The sequence below is a fragment of the Yinghuangia seranimata genome (assembly GCF_029953285.1).
GTDB lineage: Bacteria > Actinomycetota > Actinomycetes > Streptomycetales > Streptomycetaceae > Yinghuangia > Yinghuangia seranimata.
Genome location: NZ_JASAOI010000031.1, coordinates 88,945 through 111,493 on the forward strand (window position 1 = coordinate 88,945; position 22,549 = coordinate 111,493).

Annotated in this window: 16 protein-coding genes; 10 read left to right on the forward strand and 6 right to left on the reverse strand. The window is 72.9% G+C overall.

Translation table 11 applies throughout. The annotated features are described in order from the left end of the window. Positions 1-189: 189 nt before the first annotated feature. Positions 190-1,104: a S1 family peptidase gene (locus tag QI554_RS21270; RefSeq protein WP_281471752.1), complete on the forward strand. Its 915-nt coding sequence runs from the start codon at positions 190-192 to the stop codon at positions 1,102-1,104. 183 nt (positions 1,105-1,287) lie between these two features. Here QI554_RS21270 and QI554_RS21275 read toward each other — a convergent pair whose 3' ends face one another. Then, positions 1,288-1,518 (reverse strand): DUF7455 domain-containing protein, encoded by a 231-nt coding sequence (locus QI554_RS21275; RefSeq protein ID WP_281471753.1) that lies wholly within the window; start codon positions 1,516-1,518, stop codon positions 1,288-1,290. 435 nt (positions 1,519-1,953) lie between these two features. On the opposite strand from QI554_RS21275, the gene QI554_RS21280 reads away from it, so the two are divergent. The 3 genes from QI554_RS21280 to QI554_RS21290 all read left to right on the forward strand — a co-directional run bounded on the left by QI554_RS21280 (position 1,954) and on the right by QI554_RS21290 (position 6,347). Then, positions 1,954-4,065, forward strand: a complete 2,112-nt coding sequence (locus QI554_RS21280; protein ID WP_281471754.1) for a DNA gyrase/topoisomerase IV subunit B — start codon at positions 1,954-1,956, stop codon at positions 4,063-4,065. 243 nt (positions 4,066-4,308) lie between these two features. After that, positions 4,309-4,725, forward strand: a complete 417-nt coding sequence (locus QI554_RS21285) for a DUF485 domain-containing protein (RefSeq protein WP_425528016.1) — start codon at positions 4,309-4,311, stop codon at positions 4,723-4,725. Positions 4,726-4,772: 47 nt separating this feature from the next. Beyond that, entirely contained in the window at positions 4,773-6,347 is a 1,575-nt protein-coding gene (locus QI554_RS21290; protein ID WP_281471808.1) for a solute symporter family protein, read from the forward strand. Positions 6,348-6,357: 10 nt separating this feature from the next. On the opposite strand, the gene QI554_RS21295 is transcribed toward QI554_RS21290, so the two are convergent. Next, entirely contained in the window at positions 6,358-7,266 is a 909-nt protein-coding gene (locus QI554_RS21295; RefSeq protein ID WP_281471755.1) for a ferredoxin family protein, read from the reverse strand. A gap of 185 nt (positions 7,267-7,451) precedes the next feature. Here QI554_RS21295 and QI554_RS21300 point away from each other — a divergent pair, with 185 nt between their 5' ends. After that, entirely contained in the window at positions 7,452-7,913 is a 462-nt protein-coding gene (locus QI554_RS21300; protein WP_281471756.1) for an HD domain-containing protein, read from the forward strand. 74 nt (positions 7,914-7,987) lie between these two features. Here the strand turns inward: QI554_RS21300 and QI554_RS21305 are convergent, their stop codons facing one another. After that, positions 7,988-10,453, reverse strand: coding sequence for a DNA gyrase/topoisomerase IV subunit A (locus QI554_RS21305; protein WP_281471757.1), 2,466 nt, complete (start codon positions 10,451-10,453; stop codon positions 7,988-7,990). Between the two features lie 210 nt (positions 10,454-10,663). Here QI554_RS21305 and QI554_RS21310 point away from each other — a divergent pair, with 210 nt between their 5' ends. The 4 genes from QI554_RS21310 (at position 10,664) to QI554_RS21325 (ending at position 16,443) form a co-directional block, all read left to right on the forward strand. After that, positions 10,664-10,909 (forward strand): DUF2630 family protein, encoded by a 246-nt coding sequence (locus tag QI554_RS21310; RefSeq protein ID WP_281471758.1) that lies wholly within the window; start codon positions 10,664-10,666, stop codon positions 10,907-10,909. Between the two features lie 195 nt (positions 10,910-11,104). Further along, positions 11,105-12,484 carry a M16 family metallopeptidase gene (locus QI554_RS21315; RefSeq protein WP_281471759.1) on the forward strand — a complete coding sequence of 460 codons (1,380 nt, stop codon included), beginning with the start codon at positions 11,105-11,107 and terminating at the stop codon, positions 12,482-12,484. Then, positions 12,484-13,845, forward strand: coding sequence for a M16 family metallopeptidase (locus QI554_RS21320; protein WP_281471760.1), 1,362 nt, complete (start codon positions 12,484-12,486; stop codon positions 13,843-13,845). The genes QI554_RS21315 and QI554_RS21320 overlap by 1 nt, the downstream gene beginning before the upstream one ends. 192 nt (positions 13,846-14,037) lie before the next feature. Then, the gene (locus QI554_RS21325) at positions 14,038-16,443 is read left to right on the forward strand and encodes an HAD-IC family P-type ATPase (RefSeq protein ID WP_281471761.1); all 2,406 of its coding nucleotides are present in this window, start codon (positions 14,038-14,040) and stop codon (positions 16,441-16,443) included. Position 16,444: 1 nt separating this feature from the next. Here QI554_RS21325 and QI554_RS21330 read toward each other — a convergent pair whose 3' ends face one another. The 3 genes from QI554_RS21330 to QI554_RS21340 all read right to left on the reverse strand — a co-directional run bounded on the left by QI554_RS21330 (position 16,445) and on the right by QI554_RS21340 (position 19,160). Beyond that, positions 16,445-17,251 (reverse strand): pseudouridine-5'-phosphate glycosidase, encoded by an 807-nt coding sequence (locus tag QI554_RS21330; RefSeq protein WP_281471762.1) that lies wholly within the window; start codon positions 17,249-17,251, stop codon positions 16,445-16,447. Between the two features lie 462 nt (positions 17,252-17,713). Next, positions 17,714-18,052 carry a VOC family protein gene (locus QI554_RS21335; RefSeq protein ID WP_281471763.1) on the reverse strand — a complete coding sequence of 113 codons (339 nt, stop codon included), beginning with the start codon at positions 18,050-18,052 and terminating at the stop codon, positions 17,714-17,716. A 103-nt stretch (positions 18,053-18,155) separates the two neighbouring features. Continuing rightward, positions 18,156-19,160, reverse strand: a complete 1,005-nt coding sequence (locus QI554_RS21340; protein ID WP_281471764.1) for a hypothetical protein — start codon at positions 19,158-19,160, stop codon at positions 18,156-18,158. A gap of 373 nt (positions 19,161-19,533) precedes the next feature. Between QI554_RS21340 and QI554_RS21345 the strand changes: the two genes are divergently transcribed. After that, a complete protein-coding gene (locus QI554_RS21345) occupies positions 19,534-22,251 on the forward strand; it encodes a bifunctional acetate--CoA ligase family protein/GNAT family N-acetyltransferase (protein ID WP_281471809.1) in 2,718 nt (905 codons plus the stop codon). Positions 22,252-22,549 lie beyond the last annotated feature (298 nt).

A 22,549-nucleotide genomic window follows, 5' to 3' on the forward strand; every position in this document is an offset into this window, starting at 1 on the left:
CGGAGGCTTCCCGCCTCCGGGCCCTCGCGCGTGTCCGGACGGCCCGCGCACGGGCCCTCCTTCACTCGGTCTTCACTCGATCGGGCGACGAGGAGGGGCACCGGTTGCAGCCCGGTGCCGATGGCCGTTCCCTGAAAGTAGTTGGTCGGGGACCGAGCGTGTTCGGCGAGGTGGGGACGGAGGCTTGTGGTGACGACAGCGGGGAGTGCGGGCGCGGGCGGGAACCGGGAGTCGGCGCGGGGCGCGGCGGCCGGGCGGGTACGGCGGAGGAGGCGGGCCGCGGCGGGCGTCGCCGGGGCGCTGCTGGCGCTGGCGGGCGCGGGTGCGGTGCCGGGCCCGGTGTGGGCCGCGGACAGCGCGCCGCAGGGCCCGCCGAAGGTCATTGTCGGCGGCTCGCCGGCCGACACCGAGACGCATCCGTGGATCGTCGCGCTGTCGAGCCGGAAGACGTACGGCTCGGCGCGCTCGGGGCAGTTCTGCGCGGGCACGCTGATCGCCCCGGACAAGGTGCTGACGGCCGCGCACTGCATGTTCGACGAGAACGGCCGGCCCGCGAAGCGGTCCGACCTGAAGGTCGTCCAGGGCCGTACCGACCTGCGCACGAGCGCGGGCCGCGAGGTCGCGGTGGCGTCCTCGTACACCAATCCGACGTTCGACCTGGCCGAGGTGTCGCGGGACTGGGCGGTGCTGACGCTCGCCGAGCCGCTGTCCACGGGGGTGCTGCCGATGGTGGGCGCGGGCGAGGACGTGTACGCGGAGGACACCCCGGCGACCGTGCTGGGCTGGGGCGACACGACGGGCCGCGGGGACTACTCGTCGGTGCTGCGGCAGGTGGACGTCCCGATCACGTCGGACGCCACGTGCCGCACCGCGTACCCGGGCGGCGCCATGGGCTCCTACGACCAGGCCTCGATGGTGTGCGCGGGCCTGCGCCAGGGCGGCAAGGACGCGTGCAGCGCGGACAGCGGCGGCCCGCTGCTGATCGACGGGCGGCTGGCCGGGATCGTGTCGTGGGGGGACGGGTGCGCGCTGCCGCGCAAGCCAGGCGTCTACACGCGGGTGTCGGCGTTCGCCGCGGACATCCGCAAGGCGGCCGGGATGTGAGGCGCCGCGGCACTGTGAGGCAACTCACCCCGCGCGATGCTCCACGGGTGTTGCGGAAGGGGCCGTAGAGACCACAGTGGCGGCCACCGCATGGGGTGGCCGCCACTGCTGCGATCCATCAGGGTGCTTCAGGAAGCGCACAAACGGGGTCTCGTCGGGTTGTCGAAGGGGTACGTCTCAAGGTCAGCGTTCGTCCTCCGGCGCGTTGGCCGGAGTCGCCGTCAGGCGGTCGGTTTCATCCTGTATCTCGACCGCGACCTTGCGCAGCTCGGGCTCGAACTTGCGTGCGTGGTGAGCGCAGAACAGCAGCTCTCCACCGCTGGCCAGGACGACCCGGAGGTATGCCTGTGCGCCGCACCGGTCACAACGGTCGGCGGCCGTCAACGGACTGGCGGGAGTCAGAACCGAATTCACGTCGCCTCTTCTCTACTCGACGAGGACTGCTTCCGATGTTCACAACATCAAACCAGCCTCGAACGTTCCCGGGGGTGATCGTGTCACGTTCCACCCCGGTTGGGCACACCCCATTTTCTCTTACTTCGTACGAGGGTCCCTCCGTGATGTGCGTCTCGGTGTGGTCTCTGTTGCTTAAGGACGTGCCCCGGCGCGGATCGGTTCATGCCATCACTCGATCGTGAATCGAACACGGGTTCGAGACTCGGGTAGGCTGTAGCGGCGAGCCGTCGCCGGACGGTCACCCCGCCCCGGTAGCCTTGCGTCGGCGCGGCGCGGGTGATCACCGGGGGAGCGGGCGAAACGACCCGTGGTGGGACCTGCCGCGCGGCGCGCCAACAGCAAACTGCACTCGGAAAAGCCGACGCACCCAACGACTCAGGGGAGTTGCACCGCGTGACCGCCCAGACGACTGCGCAGTCGACCGCGCTGCTGGCGGGCGAGCCCGACCACTCCAACTACACGGCACGGCACCTGCTGGTCCTCGAAGGACTGGACGCGGTGCGCAAGCGGCCCGGCATGTACATCGGTTCGACCGACAGCCGCGGCCTCATGCACTGCCTGTGGGAGATCATCGACAACTCGGTCGACGAGGCGCTCGCCGGCTACGGGACCCGCATCGACGTGGTCCTTCACGACGACGGATCGGTCGAAGTGCGCGACCAGGGACGGGGTATCCCCGTCGACGTCGAGCCCAAGACCGGCCTTTCCGGCGTCGAGGTCGTCATGACCAAACTGCACGCCGGAGGCAAGTTCGGCGGCGGTTCGTACGCCGCGTCCGGCGGCCTGCACGGCGTCGGCGCCTCCGTCGTCAACGCCCTCTCGTCGCGGCTCGACGTGGAGGTCGACCGCGGCGGAGCGACACACAGCGTGAGCTTCCGGCGCGGCACGATCGGCCAGTTCGCCGCCGCCGGGCCGGACGCGAAGTTCACGCCGTCGGGAGGACTGCGCAAGGGCGGCAAGGTGCCGCGCGCGCGAACCGGAACGCGTGTGCGTTACTGGGCCGACCGGCAGATCTTCCTCAAGGACGCCAAACTCGATCTTGAACTGCTGCACAATCGGGCGCGGCAGACCGCATTTCTCGTCCCCGGGCTCACTCTCGTTGTTCGCGATGAGCGAAATCCGGGAGCGGTCGACGAGCAGACGTTCCACTACTCCGGCGGGATCAGCGAGTTCTGTGAATTCCTCGCCCCCGACCGGCCGATTTGCGACGTTATCCGCATCACCGGCGAGGGCACCTTCAAGGAGACCGTTCCGGTTCTCGACGACCAGGGCCACATGGTCCCGACCGAGGTCCAGCGCGACCTCGGCGTGGACGTCGCGCTGCGCTGGGGCACCGGATACGACACAAGTGTGCGGTCGTTCGTCAACATCATCGCCACCCCGAAGGGCGGCACGCACATCGCCGGCTTCGAGCAGGCGCTGCGCAAGACCGTGAACGACGCGCTCCGCACGGCGAAGCTGCTGCGGGTGTCCGAGGACGACATCACCAAGGACGACGCCCTCGAGGGGCTGACCGCGGTGGTGACGGTGCGGCTGGCCGAACCGCAGTTCGAGGGCCAGACCAAGGAGGTGCTCGGCACCTCCGCCGCGGCGCGCATCGTCGGCAACGTCGTCTCGCGCGAGCTCAAGGCCTTCCTGGGCACCGCCAACCGGGCGCACAAGGCACAGGCCCGCGCGATCCTGGAGAAGGCCGTCTCGGCGGCACGCACCCGCATCGCCGCGCGCCAGCACAAGGACGCGCAGCGACGCAAGACCGCGCTGGAGACCTCGGCGCTGCCGGCGAAGCTGGCCGACTGCCGCAGCGACGACGTGGACCGCAGCGAGCTGTTCATCGTCGAGGGCGACAGCGCGCTGGGCACCGCGAAGCTGGCGCGCGACTCGGAGTACCAGGCGCTGCTGCCGATCCGCGGCAAGATCCTGAACGTCCAGAAGGCGTCCGTCTCGGACATGCTCAAGAACACCGAGTGCGCCGCGATCATCCAGGTCATAGGGGCGGGCTCGGGCCGTACGTTCGACATCGACCAGGCCCGCTACGGCAAGATCATCTTCATGGCGGACGCGGACGTCGACGGCTCGCACATCCGCACCCTGCTGCTGACCCTCTTCCAGCGCTACATGCGGCCGATGATCGAGGCGGGGCGGGTGTTCGCGGCGGTGCCGCCGCTGCACCGCATCGAGCTGTCGAACCCGAAGAAGGGCCAGGAGAAGTACCACTACACGTACTCCGACAGCGAGATGAAGCAGACGCTCCTCGAGTTCCAGCGCAAGGGCGTCCGCTACAAGGAGCCCGTGCAGCGCTACAAGGGCCTCGGTGAGATGGACGCGGACCAGCTCGCGGAGACCACGATGGACCCGCGCCGCCGCACGCTGCGCCGCATCAACCTCGGCGACCTCGAGGCCGCCGAGCGGGTGTTCGACCTGTTGATGGGCAACGAAGTGGCGCCGCGCAAGGAGTTCATCACCAACTCCTCGCAGCTGCTGGACCGGTCGCGCATCGACACCTGATCCGTCCGGCCGGCGTCGGCCGCCTGGAAGGGCCCGGAACCCGTGTGGTTCCGGGCCCTTTTGCACGTCTTCCGGGCGAAGCGGCCGCGCTCGCCGCGCATTTCATCCGATCGTGTGAATCGGCTGCGGCCCCGGCGTCGCGTTCCGGGCGTACTGCCCATGCTGAAGACCGGTCCGCCCCGACTTCCCCGAGGGTGCGACGCGCACGACCGGCGGGCGGACACCGGACGAGGAGAGCTTTTCGTGACCACCAGTTCGTACCGAGAACGGGAGTACGGGCGGGCACCAGTGGACCGGGGTCCCGTGCCGGTCGCGCGTTCCGGGCGCCACGCGCGCCCCGAGGACCCGCGCGGGGACGTCTACCTCCAGGTGCAGGCGAGCCCCGAGTTCCAGGAGATCCGCCGCCGCTACCGCGACTTCGCCTTCCCCATGTCGGCCCTGTTCCTGGCCTGGTACCTGGCGTACGTCCTCGCCTCGACCATGGCCCGCGACCTGATGGCCCGGCGCATCGTCGGCGAGTTCAACGTCGCCCTGGCCTTCGGGCTCGCCCAGTTCGCCTCGACGTTCGTGTTCACCTGGCTGTACGCGCGGCACGCGGTCCGCAAGCGCGACCGCGCGGCGTTGGACCTGCGCTGGGTGACCCAGGAGCGCTTCCGGTGATCGCGGCACGCGGCTCCCTGGCCGCGGCGACGGGGAACGACCACCGGATGCTCACCGTGGGCCTGTTCCTCGGCTTCGTCGCCATCACGCTGGGCATCACGATCTGGGCCAGCCGGCACAACCGCACCGCGAACGACTTCTACGCGGGCGGCCGGGAGTTCTCCGCGGCGCAGAACGGCCTGGCGATCTCCGGCGACTACATGTCGGCGGCGTCGTTCCTGGGCATCGCCGGGCTCATCTCGCTGGTGGGCTACGACGGCTTCCTGTACTCGATCGGCTTCCTGGTGGCCTGGCTGGTCGTCCTGATGCTGGTCGCCGAACTGGTGCGCAACTGCGGCCGCTACACGATGGCGGACGTGCTGGCGTTCCGGATGAGCCAGCGTCCGGTGCGCACCGCGGCGGGGGCGTCCACGATCGTGGTGTCGATCTTCTACCTGCTCGCGCAGATGGTCGGCGCGGGCTCGCTGGTCGCGCTGTTGCTGGGCGACGGCAACGGCTCGGCGCAGACGCTGACGATCATCGTCGTCGGCATGCTGATGATCGTGTACGTGACGTTCGGCGGGATGAAGGGCACCACCTGGATCCAGATAGTGAAGGCGGCGCTCCTGATGGCCGGCGCGGTGCTGCTCACCGTGCTGGTGCTGGTCCGCTTCCACGGGAACGTCAACGAGATCCTGCGCTCGGCGGCCGCGACCAGCGGCAAGGGCGACGCGTTCCTCCAGCCGGGGCTGCAGTACGGCAGTTCGCTGACCAGCCGCATCGACTTCATCAGCCTCGCGCTGGCGCTCGTGCTGGGGACCGCGGGGCTGCCGCACATCCTGGTGCGCTTCTACACGGTGCCGACCGCGCGGGCCGCGCGTCGTTCGGTGATGTGGGCGATCGGGCTGATCGGCTCGTTCTACCTGATGACGATCGTGCTGGGCTTCGGCGCGGCGGCGGTGCTGGGCTCGGACCGGATCCGCGCGTCGAACAAGGCGGGCAACACCGCGCTGCCGCTGCTGGCCGAAGAGGTCGGCGGCGGCGGGGACTCGATCGGCGGCGTGGTGCTGCTCGCGGTGATCGCCGCGGTGGCGTTCGCGACGATCCTCGCGGTGGTGGCGGGCCTGACGCTGGCGTCGTCGGCGTCGGCGGCGCACGACCTGTACGCGGCGGTCATCCACAAGGGCCGGGCCAGCGAGAAGGAGGAGCTGGCGGCGGCGCGGCTGTCGGCGATCGTGATCGGCGCGGTCGCCATCGCGTTGAGCCTGACCGCGCAGAAGCTGAACGTGGCGTTCCTGGTGGCGCTGGCGTTCGCGGTGGCGGCGTCGGCGAACCTGCCGACGATCTTGTTCACGTTGTTCTGGCGCCGGTTCAACACGCGCGGGACGATGTGGGCCATCAACGGCGGCCTGGTGTCGTCGGTGCTGCTGGTGGTGTTCTCGCCGGTGGTGTCCGGCGGGCCCAACCCGCTGATCACCGCGGTCGACTTCCACTGGTTCCCGCTGGCCAACCCGGGGATCGTGTCGATCCCGATCGGGTTCCTGAGCGGCTGGATCGGGACGCTGCGGTCGAAGGAGGACGTGGACGACTCGAAGTTCGCCGAGATGGAGGTCCGTTCGCTGACCGGGGCCGGCGCGTACTAGGCGCCGGTCCTCACAGCGCGGGCGTGGGGGTGACCAGCCGCGGGCGCATGCTCAGCGGGTTGCCGAGCCCCTTGCCGCAGCTCTCGGGGCGGGCGGGCTCCTCGGCGGCGGCGGTGACCTCCACCGTCCACGTGCGGCCGTCGGTGTGCGCGATGCGGACGGTCCACGCGTGCTCGCCGTGCTCCTCGGTGGCGTCGACGCGCAGGGCGTCGGCGGAGGTCTCGCCGGTGTCCTCGCGTACGGCGATCTCGGCGGCCTGCTCGGGGCGCGACCAGGTGGACCGGCCGCGGCAGCCGTCGACGACCATGGCGCCGCCGCGGGCCGCGTCGAGGGCGGCCAGCGCGGAGTCGGCGTCCAGGCGCCCGTAGACGTATCCGTGGGGCAGGACGACGGCGGTCGGGGCGAACCGGTGCCCGCCCAGGTGGGTGGCCTCCCAGACGGCGTCGGGGGCGCGCCCCGCGAGGGCCTCGGCGAGCGGCCGGCCCTCGGTGGCGCAGCAGCGGTCGCGCTTGCCGTTGGTGCACACCAGCGCGAGCGGTTCGGTCCACGCGGTGCCGAGCGCGGGTTCCGCGGGGCCGGCCAGCGCCGCGAAGTCGAGGGCGAGCAGCTCGCCGAGCGAGTCCACCGTGAGCCGCCGGGCCCAGGTCGCGCCGGGTTCGGTCCAGACGAGGAACGCGGTGCGGCGTGCGACCGTCTCGGTGGTGCGTCCGGGACGGCGGATCAGTGTCGCGCGGAAGCCCGCCGCGGCGGCCTGCCGCTCGAGGGCGCCGCCGAGTTCCGGGTCGATGCCCCGGGTGCCGGTGAGCGCCTTCGCGGCCCACGGGCCGGGGTGCTCGACGAGCAGCCAGCCGGGGCTCGTGGGCGCGGAGCCGGCCATCGGCTCGGCGTACCGCCAGGACAGTTCGGTGCACGTTTCCACGGATGTGTACCGTACATGGTCAACTTTTCGGGCGGACCGGCGTCGCGGGGGCATCTCGATCGTTGCCGGTGTCGGTCCGGGATCTTCCGGGAGGAACCGGTCGGCGGAGATCGCGCCGACCGGCCGCGGTGATCGCGGAGGGCTACGGTGGTGGGAACGAACCGAGACCGGGGGAGTGGACCGGCATGGACGTGAAACACGCATTCACCCTCGACGACGCCGTCGTGCTCGCCCGCCGCGCGCACGCGGGCCAGCTCGACAAGGGCGGCAAGCCGTACATCACCCACCCGCTGCGCGTGATGCGCCGGGTCGAGGGCGAGTGGGCGCAGATGGCCGCGGTGCTGCACGACGTCATCGAGGACACCGCGGTCTCCGCGGCGGACCTGCGTGCCGAGGGCTGCCCCGAGCGGGTCATCGAGGCCGTGATCGCGCTGTCCAAGCTGCCCGGCGAGCCGCTGGAGGCCAGCATGGCCCGCGCCGCCGCGGATCCGATCGCCCTGGTGGTCAAGCGCGCCGATATCGCCGACAACCGCTCGGAGGCCCGGCTCGGCCAGCTCGACGAGGTCACCCAGGTGCGGCTGCGCGCCAAGTACACGCGTTCGATCGAGCTGTTGGAGCAGTACGCCGCCGACTACGCGACCCACTGACCCCGAGACGTCACCAAGGTAGAACGGCGACGCGCCCCCGCCGCGGAGGCGGGGGCGCGTCATCGTTCACGCCGTCAGGCGCCGGCGGGGCCGCCGATCACCGTGAGGGGCTTCGCGAGCGGCGCGCCCGAACCGTCGCGGCGCCGGTCGATCTCGGGGAGTTCGACGGGAGCGCCGGTCGCGTTGGCGGCGCGCGCCGGGGCGGGGCCCGCCCACGCGAGGGCCAGTGCGGACTCGCCCTTGAGGAACCGCTGGCAGCGCACGCCGCCGGTGGCCCGGCCCTTGCGCGGGTACTCGGCGAACGGGGTGACCTTGGCGGTGCCGTGCTCGGCCCCGAACAGCGCGTCGCCGCTGAACGCCGCGACCGTGACGACCACCGCGTCGGCGGCGGGGTCGACGGCGGTGAACGAGATCACCGAGCGGCCGTCGGCGAGCTTGATGCCCGCCATGCCTCCCGCCGGGCGGCCCTGCGGCCGCACGAGGGACGCCTGGTAGCGCAGCAGCTGGGCGTCGTCGGTGATGAACACCAGGTCCTCGTCGCCGGTGCGCAGTTCGACGGCGCCGACGACGCGGTCGCCCTCCTTGAGGGCGATGACCTCGAGCTCGTCCTTGTTCGGCGGGTAGTCCGGGGTGACCCGCTTGACGACGCCCTGCAGCGTGCCGAGCGCGAGCCCTGGGGAGTCGGCGGACAGCGTCGTCAGGCACAGGACGGTCTCGTCCGCCTCCAGGCCGACGAACTCGCTGACCGGTGCCCCTCCGGACAGGTTCGGCGCGGTGTGGGACGGCGGCAGCGCCGGCAGGTCGACGACGTTGAGCCGCAGCAGCCGCCCGGTGCTGGTGACCACGCCGAGCTCGGCGCGCACCGTGGTGGCGACCGTCGAGACGATCAGGTCGTGCTTGTGCCGGGCGCCCTCGGTCGGCAGCGGGTCGGCGCCGGGGGTGCGCGCCAGGAGGCCCGTGGAGGACAGCAGGACGTGGCACGGGTCGTCGGTGACCTCCAGCGGCACCGCGGTCGCGGGGGCGCCGGCCGACTCGAGCAGCACCGTGCGGCGCGGCGTGCCGTACTTCTTGGACACGGCGGCCAGTTCGTCGGAGACGATCTTGCGCAGCAGCTGGTCGGACTCGAGGATCCGGGTGAGCTCCTCGATCTCGGCGGTGAGCTTGTCGCGTTCCGCCTCCAGCTCGATGCGGTCGAAGCGGGTGAGGCGGCGCAGCGGGGTGTCGAGGATGTAGGTGGCCTGGATGTCGGAGAGCCCGAAGGCCTCGATCAGGCGTTCCTTGGCCTGCGCCGCGTTGTCGCTGCTGCGGATGAGCTCGATCACGCGGTCGATGTCGATGAGCGCGACGAGCAGGCCCTCGACCAGGTGCAGCCGCTCCTGGCGCTTGCGGCGGCGGAACTCGCTGCGCCGGCGCACCACCTCGAAGCGGTGGTCGAGGTAGACCTCGAGGAGTTCCTTGAGGCCGAGGGTGAGCGGCTGTCCGTCGACGAGGGCGACGTTGTTGATGCCGAAGGTCTCCTCCATCGGCGTCAGCTTGTACAGCTGCTCGAGGATGGCCTCGGGGTTGAAGCCGTTCTTGACCTCGATGACCAGGCGCAGGCCGTGCGCGCGGTCGGTGAGGTCCTTGAGGTCGGCGACGCCCTGGAGCTTCTTGGCCTGGACCAGCTCCTTGATCTTGGAGATGACCTTCTCGGGGCCGACGTTGTACGGGAGTTCGCTCACCACGATGCCCTTGCGGCGGTTGGTGACCGTCTCGATGGTGGCGGTGGCGCGGATCTTGAACGTTCCGCGGCCGCTCTCGTACGCGTCGCGGACGCCGGACAGGCCGACGACCCGGCCGCCCGTGGGCAGGTCGGGGCCGGGGATGTGCTTCATGAGGTCGTCGAGGGTGGCGTGCGGCCGGCGGATCAGCTCGCGCGCGGCGGCGACGACCTCGACGAGGTTGTGCGGCGGCATGTTCGTGGCCATGCCGACCGCGATGCCGGTGGTGCCGTTCACCAGGAGGTTGGGGAACGAGGCGGGCAGGACGTGCGGTTCGCGCTCCTGGCCGTCGTAGTTGGGGCCGAAGTCGACGGTGTCCTCGTCGATCGACTCGACCATGAGCATCGCGGCGGGCGACAGGCGGCACTCGGTGTAGCGCATCGCGGCGGGCGGGTCGTCGTTGCCCAGCGAGCCGAAGTTGCCGTGCCCGTCGACCATGGGCAGTCGCATCGAGAACGGCTGCGCCATGCGGACGAGCGCGTCGTAGATCGCGGTGTCGCCGTGCGGGTGGAGGCGGCCCATGACGTCGCCGACGACGCGCGCGCACTTGACGAAGCCGCGGTCGGGGCGCAGGCCCATCTCGTTGGCCTGGTACAGGATGCGGCGGTGGACCGGCTTGAGGCCGTCGCGGGCGTCCGGCAGGGCGCGCGAGTAGATGACCGAGTACGCGTATTCGAGGAACGAGCCCTGCATCTCGTCGACGACGTCGATGTCGAGGATGCGTTCCTCGAAGTCGTCGGGCTGGTCCTGGCCAGGCGTCTTCGTGCTGCGGCGGGCCATGCTGCGGCGGGCTCCTTAGGCTTGAGGCGGTCGCGCCCATTGTGTCCCCCCGGTACGACACTCGGGTGCAGCGACCCGGTACCGCGCGGGGGATCGTCCGGGTTTGCGGGCATGACCGGCACTCGTACGGGGAAAGGGACGGTGCTCGGCCGATCGGGTTACCCGTCGGAGACGAGTATCCGACGACAGCAATCCGGACAGGGGAGCGCCATGGACGACCCGCAGATCCTCGACCGCATCCGTTCGATGGTCGACACCGAGCACGCGCTGCGCGAGCAGCTCGCGACGGGGAAGATCACCGCCGAGGAGGAGCAGCAACTGCTGCACGCCATCGAGGTGGAGCTCGACCAGTGCTGGGACCTGCTGCGGCAGCGCCGGGCGCGCCGGGACGCGCGCGAGGACCCGAACACCGCGGCGGTGCGGCCGGCCCGTGAGGTCGAGGGCTACCAGCAGTAGCGGGCCGCGCGGGGCCTGTCGGGCCCGTGTACGGCCGGGTGCGGGGTTTGTTCCCGAATTCGCCGGACGCGAACGGCGGCTTCAGCGCCCTGGCCGTGTCGTTCCCCTCAGTAAGGTGGCTTGCGGGCCGCCGTCGCGGCCCCTCGCTCCGGTCGCGCGTCGGCCGCGAGGCGTCTGCGGAGAGGACGGATGGGCATGGCTGGTCTGGCCGGGACATTCACAGCGACCGAGCACCGGCTCGCCAACGGGCTGCGTGTGGTGTTGTCCGAGGACCACATCGACCCGGTCGCCGCGGTGTGCCTGTGGTACGACGTGGGCTCGCGGCACGAGGTGCCGGGGCGTACCGGTCTCGCCCACCTTTTCGAGCACCTGATGTTCCAGGGCTCGGCGAACGTGCACGGGAACCAGCACTTCGAGTTCGTGCAGTCGGCCGGCGGTTCGCTCAACGGCACCACGAGCTTCGAGCGCACGAACTACTTCGAGACCATGCCCGCGCACCAGGTCGAGCTGGCGCTGTGGCTGGAGGCCGACCGGATGGGCGGCCTGCTGCAGGCGCTCACCGAGGAGAGCCTGGACAACCAGCGCGACGTGGTGAAGAACGAGCGGCGCCAGCGGTACGACAACGTGCCGTACGGCACCGCGTGGGAGCGCCTGGTGGCGATGGCCTTCCCGGCCGGCCACCCGTACCACCACATGCCGATCGGCTCGATGGAGGACCTGGACGCCACGACGCTCGCGGACTGCCAGGAGTTCTTCCGCACGTACTACGCGCCGAACAACGCCGTGCTCACCGTGGTCGGCGACATCGACCCGGAGCAGACGCTCGCGTGGATCGAGAAGTACTTCGGCACGATCCCGGCGCACGACGGCAAGCCGACCCCCGCGGACGGCACGCTGCCGCCGGTGATCGGCGGCGAGCTGCGCGAGACGGTCTACGAGGACGTCCCGTCGCGCTCGCTGATGGCGGCCTACCGGCTGCCGGTCGACGGCACCCGTGAGGCGGACGCCGCGGACCTGGCGCTGACCGTGCTCGGCGAGGGCGAGAGCTCGCGGCTGAACACGCGCCTGGTGCGGCACGACGAGCTCGCGGTGTACGCCGGGTTCGGCATCATGCGGCTGGCCGGTGCGCCGTCGGTGGCGCTGCTGGACGTGAAGGCGTCGGGCGAGGCGCGGAACGAGGACGTGGACGCGGCGGTCAACGAGGAGCTCGCGCGGTTCGCCGCCGAGGGCCCCACGGCGGCCGAGCTGGAGCGCGCGCAGGCGCAGATCGAGCGCGGCTGGCTGGACCGCATGGCGACGGTGGGCGGCCGGGCCGACGAACTGTGCCGGTACGCGGTGCTGTTCGGCGACGCGTCGCTGGCGTTCACCGCGCTCGACCGGGTCCTGGAGGTCACCGCGGAGGAGGTCCGCGCGGTCGCCGCCGAGCGCCTGCTCCCGGACAACCGCGCCGTGCTGGTCTACGAACTGTCCGACGAGGACAGCGACGACGACACCGACGGCGACGACACCGACACGACCGACCAGAACGACCGCGGCGACAGCAACGCGGACGACGCCGAGGGGCAGGCCGCCTGATGACCGAGACCACGATGGTGTTCCACCCGCGCCCGTCGGCCGGCCCGGAGAAGGCGTGGACGTTCCCGGCGCCGACCCGCACCCGCCTGGCCAACGGCCTGTCGGTACTGCGCGTACACCGCCCGGGTCAGCAGGTGGTCGCCGCCGAACTGCTGCTCGACGCGCCGCTGGACGCCGAGCCGGAAGGCATCGACGGCGTCGCCACGATCATGGCGCGGGCGCTCAGCGAGGGCACCGACACCATGGACGCCGAGACCTTCGCGGCCGAACTGGAGCGCTGCGGCGCCACGATGGACGCGGGCGCCGACCACGCCGGCGTGCAGGTGTCGCTGGACGTGCCGGCGTCGCGCCTGGAGCGCGCGCTGGGCCTGATGTCCGACGCGGTGCGCGCCCCCGCGTTCCCCGCCGACGAGGTCGACCGCCTGGTGCGCCAGCGCCTGGACGAGATCGTCCACGAGCTGGCGAGCCCCGCCCGCCGCGCCGCGATCGCGCTGTATGCGGAGCTGTTCGACGCGGCGGCGCGCGTGTCCCGGCCGCGCGCCGGGTCCGCGGAGACCGTCGCGCGCGTTGAGCGGGACGCCGTCGTCGACTTCTTCACCAAGCACGTGCGTCCGGCCACCGCGACGCTGGTGATCGTCGGCGACCTGGACGGCGTCGACCTGGACGGCATCCTGGAGCGCACGCTCGGCACGTGGACGGGCAGCGACGCGCCCGCGAGCACGGTGAAGCACGACGCGGCGGACGACAGCGCCCGCGTGGTCGTCGTGCACCGGCCGGGCAGCGTGCAGACGCAGGTGCTCGCCGGGCGGCTCGGCGCCGACCGGCACGACCCGGCGTGGCCGGAGCTGAGCATCGGCACCTACTGCCTCGGCGGCACGCTGACGTCGCGCCTGGACAAGGTGCTGCGCGAGGAGAAGGGCTACACGTACGGCATCCGCGCGCTCAACCAGCCGCTGCGCTCGGGCGCGCTGCTGGCCGTCACCGGCTCGGTCGAGACGGACGTGACCGGGCCCGCGCTGGCGGACATGGTCACCGTCCTGACGACGCTCGCCGCCGAGGGGCTGGCCGACGACGAGCGGGACGCCGCGGTGCAGAACCTCGTCGGGGTGGCGCCGCTGAAGTACCAGACGTCGCGCTCCGTGGCCGACTCGATCGCGGACGTGGTCGCGCAGCGGCTGCCCGACGACTACCTGCCCGGCCTGTACGCGCGGCTGGCCGAGGTGGCCACCGGTGACGCGTCGGACGCCGTGGTGGCGGGCTTCGACCCCTCGCGCCTGGTCGTGGTGCTGGTCGGCGACGCGACGGTGATCCGCGAGCCGCTGGAGGGCCTGGGCCTGGGCCCGGTCACCGTGGTCGAGTAGTTCCGGCGTCCCGGGGGCGGGGCCGCACGGCCCCGCCCGCACGGCAAGCGCCAACTCCTGGCAAAGTAGTTCCCAAGGATGACTTGGGTGCGCCTCCGCCGTCGCCCGAACGGCGGAGGCGCGCTGCTACCCGGGTCGGATCATGAACCCTGGTTTGTACGCCAGCCTTTCCAGCCGCATACGGTGAGGTCCATGACGCAGGAGACGCAGACCGACGACGCGCCGGAGCACACCGCCGTGCTCGACATCAGCCGCGGGCTGTCCGCCGCCGACGTCGCCGAACGCGTCGCGCGCGGCGAGGTCAACGACGTTCCGGTGCGCTCCAGCCGCTCCGTCGGCGAGATCGTCCGCAGCAACGTCTTCACGCGCTTCAACGCGATCATCGGCGTGCTCTTCCTGATCATCCTGGCGGTCGGCCCGATCCAGGACGGCCTGTTCGGGTTCGTGATCATCGCCAACACCGGCATCGGCATCGTCCAGGAGATGCGCGCCAAGCGCACCCTGGACCGCCTCGCGGTGATCGGCGAAGCCAAGCCGCGGGTGCGCCGCGACGGGAACGCCGTCGCGATTTCGGCCGCCGAGATCGTGCTCGACGACGTCATCGAACTCGGCTCGGGCGACAAGGCGGTCGTCGACGGCGTCGTCGTCGAGGCGGCTGGCCTGGAGGTCGACGAGTCGCTGCTCACCGGCGAGGCCGACCCCGTGCTGAAGAAGCCCGGCGACCCGGTCATGTCCGGCTCGTTCGTGGTGGCAGGCAACGGCGCCTTCCGCGCCACCCGGGTCGGCAAGGACGCCTACGCGGCGCAGCTGATGGAGGAGGCCAGCCGCTTCACGCTGGTCGCGTCCGAACTGCGCGGCGGCATCAGCACGATCCTCAAGTACGTCACCTGGGTGCTCATCCCCGCCGCGATCGCGCTGGTCATCAGCCAGTACCGGATCAACGAGGACGACATCCCCGAGGCGATCCGCCGAATGGTCGCGGGCGTCGTCCCGATGGTCCCCGAGGGCCTCGTGCTGCTGACCTCGCTGGCCTTCGCCGTCGGCGTCGTCCGCCTCGGCCGCCGCCAGTGCCTGGTGCAGGAGCTGCCCGCGATCGAGGGCCTGGCCCGCGTCGACGTCGTGTGCCTGGACAAGACCGGCACGCTGACCGAGGGCGGCATGAACGTCACCGAGGTCCGCTGCCTCGACGACGCGCTCCCGGTCCGCGCCGCGCTCGGCGCGCTCGGCACCACCGACAAGCGGCCCAACGCGAGCCTCCAGGCGATCATCGACGACTGCCCGGCGCCGACCGGCTGGACCGAGGTCGCCACCATCCCGTTCTCCTCGGCGCGCAAGTACTCGGGCGCGACGTTCGAGGTCGCCGGCGAGCGGCAGAGCTGGCTGCTCGGCGCGCCGGAGGTGCTCGCGCTGCCCGGCACGCCGATCCTGGCCGACGCCGAGGAGCTCGGCACGCACGGCCTGCGCGTGCTGCTGCTGGTCCGCACCGGGGCGCCGGTCGAGGACCTGTCGGCGCCGTACGACGCGGCCGCCGCGCACCCCGCCGCGCTCGTCGTCCTGGAGCAGCGGCTGCGCCACGACGCCGCCGACACGCTCGCCTACTTCGCCGACCAGGGCGTCGCCACGAAGGTGATCTCCGGCGACAACGCCGTCTCGGTGGGCGCGGTCGCCGCCAAGCTCGGCATCCCCGGTGCCGAGCATCCCGTCGACGCGCGCACGCTGCCGACCGACAAGGCCGAGCTGGCCGAGGTCCTGGAGAAGAACACCGTCTTCGGGCGCGTCACCCCGCAGCAGAAGCGCGACATGGTCGCGGCGCTGCAGTCCAAGGGCCACACCGTGGCGATGACCGGCGACGGCGTCAACGACGTGCTCGCGCTCAAGGACGCCGATATCGGCGTGGCGATGGGCTCGGGCAGCGAGGCGGCCCGCGGCGTCGCGCAGATCGTGCTGCTGAACAACAGCTTCGCGTCGCTGCCGTCGGTGGTCGGCGAGGGCCGACGGGTCATCGGCAACATCGAGCGGGTCTCGAACCTGTTCCTGACCAAGACGGCGTACGCGGTGCTACTGGCGATCCTCGTGGTGATCGTCAACGTGCCCTACCCGTTCCTGCCGCGCCACCTGACGCTGCTGGCCTGGTTCACGATCGGCACCCCGGCGTTCTTCCTGGCGCTCGCGCCGAACAAGGAGCGGGCCCGCACCGGGTTCGTGAACCGCGTCCTGCGGACGGCGGCGCCGGCAGGTGTGATCGCGGGTGCGGCCTGTTTCACCGCGTACCTGATCGCCCGGAACTACTACGGCGCCACCGAGGCCACCCGCAGCGCCGAGACGTCGATCGCCACGCTGACGCTGTTCCTGGTCGCGCTGTGGGTCCTGGCGATCATCGCGCGCCCGTACACGTGGTGGCGGATCGCGCTGGTCCTGGCGATGGCGGCGGGCTTCGCCCTGGTGATCACGGTTCCGGCGTTCCAGAAGTTCTTCGACCTCAAGCTGGTCGGCACGACGATGCCGTGGACCGCGGTGGGCATCGCGGTGGTCGCGTCGGCGCTGATCGAGGTCGTGTGGCGGCTCATCGGACGCCGCAACCTGGCGGTCGACGCGTAGCTCAGCGGCGCTCCCGGTGTTCGGCGGACACGAGGGCGGCGGCGATCTCGGCGGCCAGGGCCGCGGTGCGTGGGCCGCGCTCGTCGTCGGCCGGGACCGGTTGGGCGAAGAGCACGCCGCGGTCGGCGAGCCCCAGGGCGTCGCATGCGCGGATGAGCCGGGCGGCCTCGTCGGGGTGGTCGACCCGCCACTCCAGGGTGTGGTCGGAGTCGGCCGGCCGACCGGGGAAGCGGTCGGTGCCGTAGCCGACGACCGGCACGTTCAGCGACGCCAGGCGGTCGAGGGTGGCGCCGACGTCGAAGAGCGGCGCGACCCCCGAGCAGACGAGCGCGACGCCGCAGCGTGACAGGGCCTCCAGGTCGGCGGACGCGTCCCACGCCTCGCGGGCGCCGGGGCGCGCCCCGCCCAGGCCTCCGGCGGCCAGCACGCGGATGCCCGCGAGCCGGGCCAGGTGTGCCGCGGCGCCGACGGTCGTGGCCGCGTCGCGCCCGGCCGCCACGGCCGGGGCCAGGTCGCGCAGGCCGGCCTTGGCGAGCCCTCCGGCGGCCGCGACGTGATCCAGGGCGGCGGCGTCCAAGCCGATCCGCACCCGGCCTCCGATCACCGCGATCGCCGCCGGGACCGCGCCCGCGGCGCGTACGGCGGCCTCGGTCCGGCGGAGTGCCCCCAGGGGGTCGGGCCGGTGCGTGGCCCGGCACACGGCGGTGCTCGCCAGCGCGACCACCGGGCGTCCCGCCGCCAGTGCCGCCGCGACCTCGGGGAGGACCTCCACCGGGTGCGCGGCGCCGCTGCCGCCGGGCTCGCGCACCGAGGGGCGCGCATGCGGACTGCTCGGGGCGGGCGGGCGCCGGGCGCTCGGGAAGGGCGGACGAGGCGGGCCCTCGAACGCGGGCGGCGGAGGGCGACGCGCGGGCGGGAGCCGCACGGCGTCCGCGTGGGGTGCCGGCCGCACCGGCGCTCCGGGGCCCGTGGGCTCGTCGCGGGCCGGGGCGGCGGCCCGGCCCTGCGCGCGGGCGTCCGCGGCGGTCCTGGCGGCCCCGGGGCCGTTCCCGCCGACATCCCCCGGCTCGTCGCCGGAAACGGTGTCAGGGCCGTCCCTGGACGGTGCCGCGGCATGCTCCCGCGGCCCGTCCCCGGGCGGCGGCACGGGCCGGGCGGACACTCCGGGTGCCCCGGGCACTCCGATGATCATGGCGTGGCGCGGCCTCCCCAAGGCGTCGCCGGCCGCGGCCCCCGGTGGACGGGCCGCGCTGCACGGACCCGGCGGCGCTTACCCGCGCGGCTGGTACAGCACCGCGGCCCAGCCGTCGGGGCCCACCACCTGGGCGCGCACCTCGTGCGGCCCCTCGACGGGCTCGGCGACCTTGAACCCGGCCTCGCGCAGCGGCGCCAGCGCGGCCTCCAGGTCGGCGACCTTCACCATCACCGACGCGCCCTCGCCCTCGCGGTCGGTGCCCGACAGCGCGATGCGGTTGCCGTTGAGGTCGAACTGCGCCCAGCGGTCGCCGTCCACGAACGTCGGCTCGGTGCCCAGCACCGCGCGCATGAACGCCACGGCGGCGGTCATGTCGGCGACGGGGAATGCGGCGGACAGGCCCAGGGCGGACATGGCGACCTCCAACGTGAGTGACCGGTGTATGGCGGTTCGGACTACGTCTGATGGTCTATCAGATACGTTGCCGTGTCGGGCCGGTCGCGCGCGGTGACACCGATCACGACGGGAACTGGTCGGCGGACACGTCGGTCTTCGACGCGTTGCCGCCCGCGACCGCGTACAGCGTCAGCGTGTACGCCATGTACTGCGACCCCTTCGTCTCGAAGTCCAGGGTCTCGTCGAAACGTTGGAACCGGCAGTCCCGGCTGAAGCGCTTGCCGTCCGGGTCCCAGTCCGTGCCGGTCGTGTAGTACGCCGTCAGCTTGCCGTCGGGAATGCCGTCGACGGTCACCGTCGCGCCGGCGCGCACGTACAGCTCGCGCACGATCGTGTCGCCCTTGGTGAGCTCGACCACGGCGTCCCCGGCGCCGTCGGCGTTCTTCACGGTCAGCTCGCCGGGCCCGCCGCGCCGGCCGCCGCCCAGGCTGCCGTTCGCACCGCGCCGGCCGGGCTCGTCCTGCCGCTCGGGGACGAACGACCCGACCCGGTACGCCCCGTCCACGGCCGCGAGCGCGGCCGCCGCGTCGCGCACCGCCTGCGCGCCGGGCAGGTTCGACGCCCGGGGGATGCCGGACGCCCCCGTGCATAGCCGCCCCGAACGCGCCGATCCGGAAAGGCCGTCGAGGTCCTTCTCCAGGCCCGACAACGCCGCCGTCAGCGTCCGGGCGCCGGCCTCGGCAGCCTCGGGCGGTGTGACGGCCGCCAGTGCGGTCCGCGCCGCGCCGGCGCGCCGGGCGGCGTCCGTGAACGCCGAGGCGAGCGCCTGCGGCGTTCCCGCGGCCTCGACCGCGGCCATTCCCGGGGCGATCTGCGCGTCGACGGCGGCCAACGCCGCGCGGAACTCCTCGGGGCCGACGCGCGCGACCGAGGCCGGCGCGGACGACGGCGACGAGGGCGACGGCGACGCCGGCGTATCGGGCGCGCTGTCCGCGGGGGCGACCGACGCACCGCTCGGCGACGGCGTGGTCCCCGAGGCCCGCACCCCGCCCTGGCCGCATCCGGCCGCCGCGAGAACGGCGACGCATGCGACAGCGACCCACGGCGTCCTCGGTCGTGCGGACATGCCCGGCATCGTGCCCCCCGTGGTCTCGACCCGACCGCCCCTTCCACGCTAGCCACAGCCGGAGCCTGCCGCTGCGGGACGGCCCGGGAACTCCCGTGCCCCGCAGCGGTGATGGCCACCGCGCGACGTCGCAGGCCGGGCGGCACTTTAGTGCGTACGACCATCGCCCCCGACGGGGTGGTCCCCGGCGAGGCCGGGGGCGCGACGGCGGTCCGGCCGACAGCCGCGCCCACGACGCACCGTCACGTGCCGCGCACCACGCGCGGGGGCGCGCCGGGCTCCTCGCTGAACCGCCCGGCCGTGGCTTAGTGTCGGCAGCGTGGAGCCGACCGAGCCGCACCCCTCGGCGCCCGGCACCCCGCCGACCGGGCGGGTGCCCGCGCCCCCGGCCTTTCCCGAGCACTGGGAGGCCGACGTCGTGCTGCGCGACGGCGCGACCGCCCACCTGCGCCCGGTGGGGCCGCACGACGCCGACCGGCTCGTCGCGTTCTACGCACGGGTCTCCGACGAGTCGAAGTACCTGCGGTTCTTCACGCCGTACCCGCGGCTGTCCGAGCGCGACGTGCGGCACTTCACCAACCACGACTGGGTCGACCGTGTAGGGCTCGGCCTGTTCGTCGGCGACGAGATGGTGGCGATCGTCCGCTACGACCGCATCGGCCCGGACGGCCGCGCGGTGAAGACCGGCCCGCACGGGCGCTCGTCGACCGCAGAGGTCGCCTTCCTGGTGCAGGACGACCAGCAGGGCCGGGGCGTCGCGTCCGTCCTCCTCGAGCACATCGCCGACGTCGCCCGCGAGCGCGGCATCCGCCGGTTCGTCGCGGACGTCCTGCCGTCCAACCGGCGCATGATGAAGGTCTTCACCGAGGCCGGGTACACGCAGCAGTCCGCCTTCGAGGACGGCGTCGTGCGCCTCAACCTCGACCTCGCGCCGACCGACACCTCCACGGCCGTCATGCTCGCCCGCGAGCACCGCGCCGAGGCCCGGTCCACCGCGCGGCTGCTCAATCCGCGGTCCGTCGCGGTGATCGGCGCCGGCCGCAACGAGGGCACGGTCGGCAACACGCTGCTGCGCAACCTGGCCGCCAGCGGCTTCACCGGTCCCGTGTACGCGGTCAACCCCAAGGCCGGCGACGAGCCGATCGAGGGCGTGCCCGTCTACCGCACCGTGCTCGACGCCCCGGGCGAGGTCGACCTCGCGATCGTCGCGGTGCCCGCCCCGGCCGTGCAGCGGGTCGTCGAGGAGTGCGGCCGCCACGGCGTGCGCGGACTGGTCGTCATCTCCTCGGGATTCGCCGAAACCGGCCCCGAAGGCCGTGCGTTGCAGCGCCGCCTGGTGCGCACCGCGCGCGCCCACGGGATGCGCGTGATCGGCCCGAACTGCCTGGGGATCCTCAACACCGACCCGGACGTCAGCGTCAACGCGAGCCTGTCGCCGCGCATGCCGCGCCGCGGCCGGGTGGGCATGTTCGCGCAGTCCGGCGCGCTCGGCATCGCGATCCTGGAGTCGACGGTCAACCGCGGCATCGGCCTGTCCACGTTCGTGTCCGCGGGCAACCGCGCCGACGTCTCCGGCAACGACCTCCTGCAGTACTGGGAGGACGACCCGGCGACCGACGTGGTTCTGCTGCACCTCGAATCGCTGGGCAACCCACGCAAGTTCACCCGCCTCGCGCGCCGTGTCGCGCGCCGCAAGCCGGTCGTCGCCGTGAAGAGCGCGCGGCACGCGCAGGGCGTCCCGCTCGGGCACGCCGCCCGCGCGCTGACCCTGCCGGACCAGGCCGTCGACTCGCTGTTCCGGCAGGCCGGCGTCATCCGTGTGCCGACCGTCGCGGAGATGTTCGACGTCGCCCAACTCCTCGCCTACCAACCGCTTCCCGCGGGCGACCGGGTCGCGATCGTCGGCAACTCCGACTCGCTCGGACTGCTCGCGCAGGACGCCTGCACGAGCGCCGGCCTCGTGCCGCTGCGGCCGGTCGACCTGACCACGTCGGCGACCGCCGAGGACTTCCGCAAGGCCCTCGGCGACATGCTGGCGTCACCCGAATCCGACGCCGTGGTCACGGTGTTCATCCCGCCGCTGACCACGTCGGGCGACGAGGTCGCGGCCGTCATCGCCGAGATGGCCGAACGCGCCGCCGAGGTCGGCAAGCCGCTGCTGGCCACCTACCTCGCGCACGAGGGCCTGCCCACCCAGCTGCGCCGCCTGGACGTCGACGGCGTCCCCGCGCTCGGCTCCGTGCCCTCCTACCCGGCGCCCGAGAACGCCGTGCGCGCGCTCGCCGAGGTCGTCCGCTACGCGGCCTGGCGCCGCCGCCCGGCAGGCGACGTCGTCGAGTTCGAGGACGTCCGGCCCGACACCGCGCGCGCCCTGGTCCGCGCCCGGCTCGGCGCCGCCGACGCGGCCGGGCTGTCGCCCGGCGAGGCCGCCGAACTCCTCGGCTGCTACGGCATCCACCCGCTCCCGGCCGTCCGCGTCGACAACGAGGACGCCGCGGTCGCCGCCGCCGAGCGGATCGGCTACCCGGTCGTGCTCAAGACCATCGCCGAACACCTGCGGCACCGCGTCGACCTCGACGGCGTACGCCTCGACCTGGGCACCGAGGTCGGCCTGCGGCGCGCGTTCCGGCGGATGGCGGCGCGCCTCGGCGGACCCGACCAGGCGCGGCTCGTGGTGCAGCAGATGGCGCCGCGCGGCGTCGCGACCACGGTGGGCCTGACGTACGACGAGTCCTTCGGCGCGCTGCTGCGCTTCGGCCTCGCCGGCCCGGCGTCCGAGCTGCTCGGGGACGTCGCGCACCGCGTCGTCCCCGCGACCGACCAGGACGTCGCCGACCTGGTCCGCGACATCCGCGCGGCGCCGGTGCTGTTCGGCTACCGCGGCGCGCCGCCGGTCGACGTCGAGGCGTTGGAGGAACTGCTGCTGCGCCTGTCGCAGTTGGCCGACGACCTGCCGCAGGTCACGTCGGTGACGCTCGACCCGGTCGTGGTCACGGGGGAGGGCCTGCGGGTCCTCGACGCGCGCGTGCGGCTCTCGCGGCCGCCGATGCGGACGGACCTGGGGCCGCGGGCGATGCGCGACCCGCACTGAGCCGCGGGCCGCGGCGGTACGCCCCGATCCGGACGTACCGCCGTGGGCCCGGCCGCTGCGACGCCGATGCCACCCCGAGCCGTGGCACCCGCGCCGCCGCTGCGGCCTCCGGCCGACCCTGTCGTCATGCCCCTCCGCGCACGCCCTCCACGTGGCGGCGCATCATGCCGACCGGCCCGCCCGGACCGACCGCCCCCACGCCGGGTTTCCCCGATCCCGCCGACGCGGATGCGGTGCTCGTGCCGGCCGGCGGGGTTTCACCGCGAACGGTGCGTCCCTGTTCTCCCCGTCCGTCCTG

Bases quoted from the DNA above. Each gene is read 5' to 3' on its own strand.
- QI554_RS21340 (WP_281471764.1), bottom strand. From the start codon at position 19,160: ATGTCCGCACGACCGAGGACGCCGTGGGTCGCTGTCGCATGCGTCGCC.
- QI554_RS21320 (WP_281471760.1), top strand. From the start codon at position 12,484: ATGACCGAGACCACGATGGTGTTCCACCCGCGCCCGTCGGCCGGCCCG.
- QI554_RS21315 (WP_281471759.1), top strand. From the start codon at position 11,105: ATGGCTGGTCTGGCCGGGACATTCACAGCGACCGAGCACCGGCTCGCC.
- QI554_RS21290 (WP_281471808.1), top strand. From the start codon at position 4,773: ATGCTCACCGTGGGCCTGTTCCTCGGCTTCGTCGCCATCACGCTGGGC.
- QI554_RS21335 (WP_281471763.1), bottom strand. From the start codon at position 18,052: ATGTCCGCCCTGGGCCTGTCCGCCGCATTCCCCGTCGCCGACATGACC.
- QI554_RS21305 (WP_281471757.1), bottom strand. From the start codon at position 10,453: ATGGCCCGCCGCAGCACGAAGACGCCTGGCCAGGACCAGCCCGACGAC.
- QI554_RS21325 (WP_281471761.1), top strand. From the start codon at position 14,038: ATGACGCAGGAGACGCAGACCGACGACGCGCCGGAGCACACCGCCGTG.
- QI554_RS21310 (WP_281471758.1), top strand. From the start codon at position 10,664: ATGGACGACCCGCAGATCCTCGACCGCATCCGTTCGATGGTCGACACC.
- QI554_RS21300 (WP_281471756.1), top strand. From the start codon at position 7,452: ATGGACGTGAAACACGCATTCACCCTCGACGACGCCGTCGTGCTCGCC.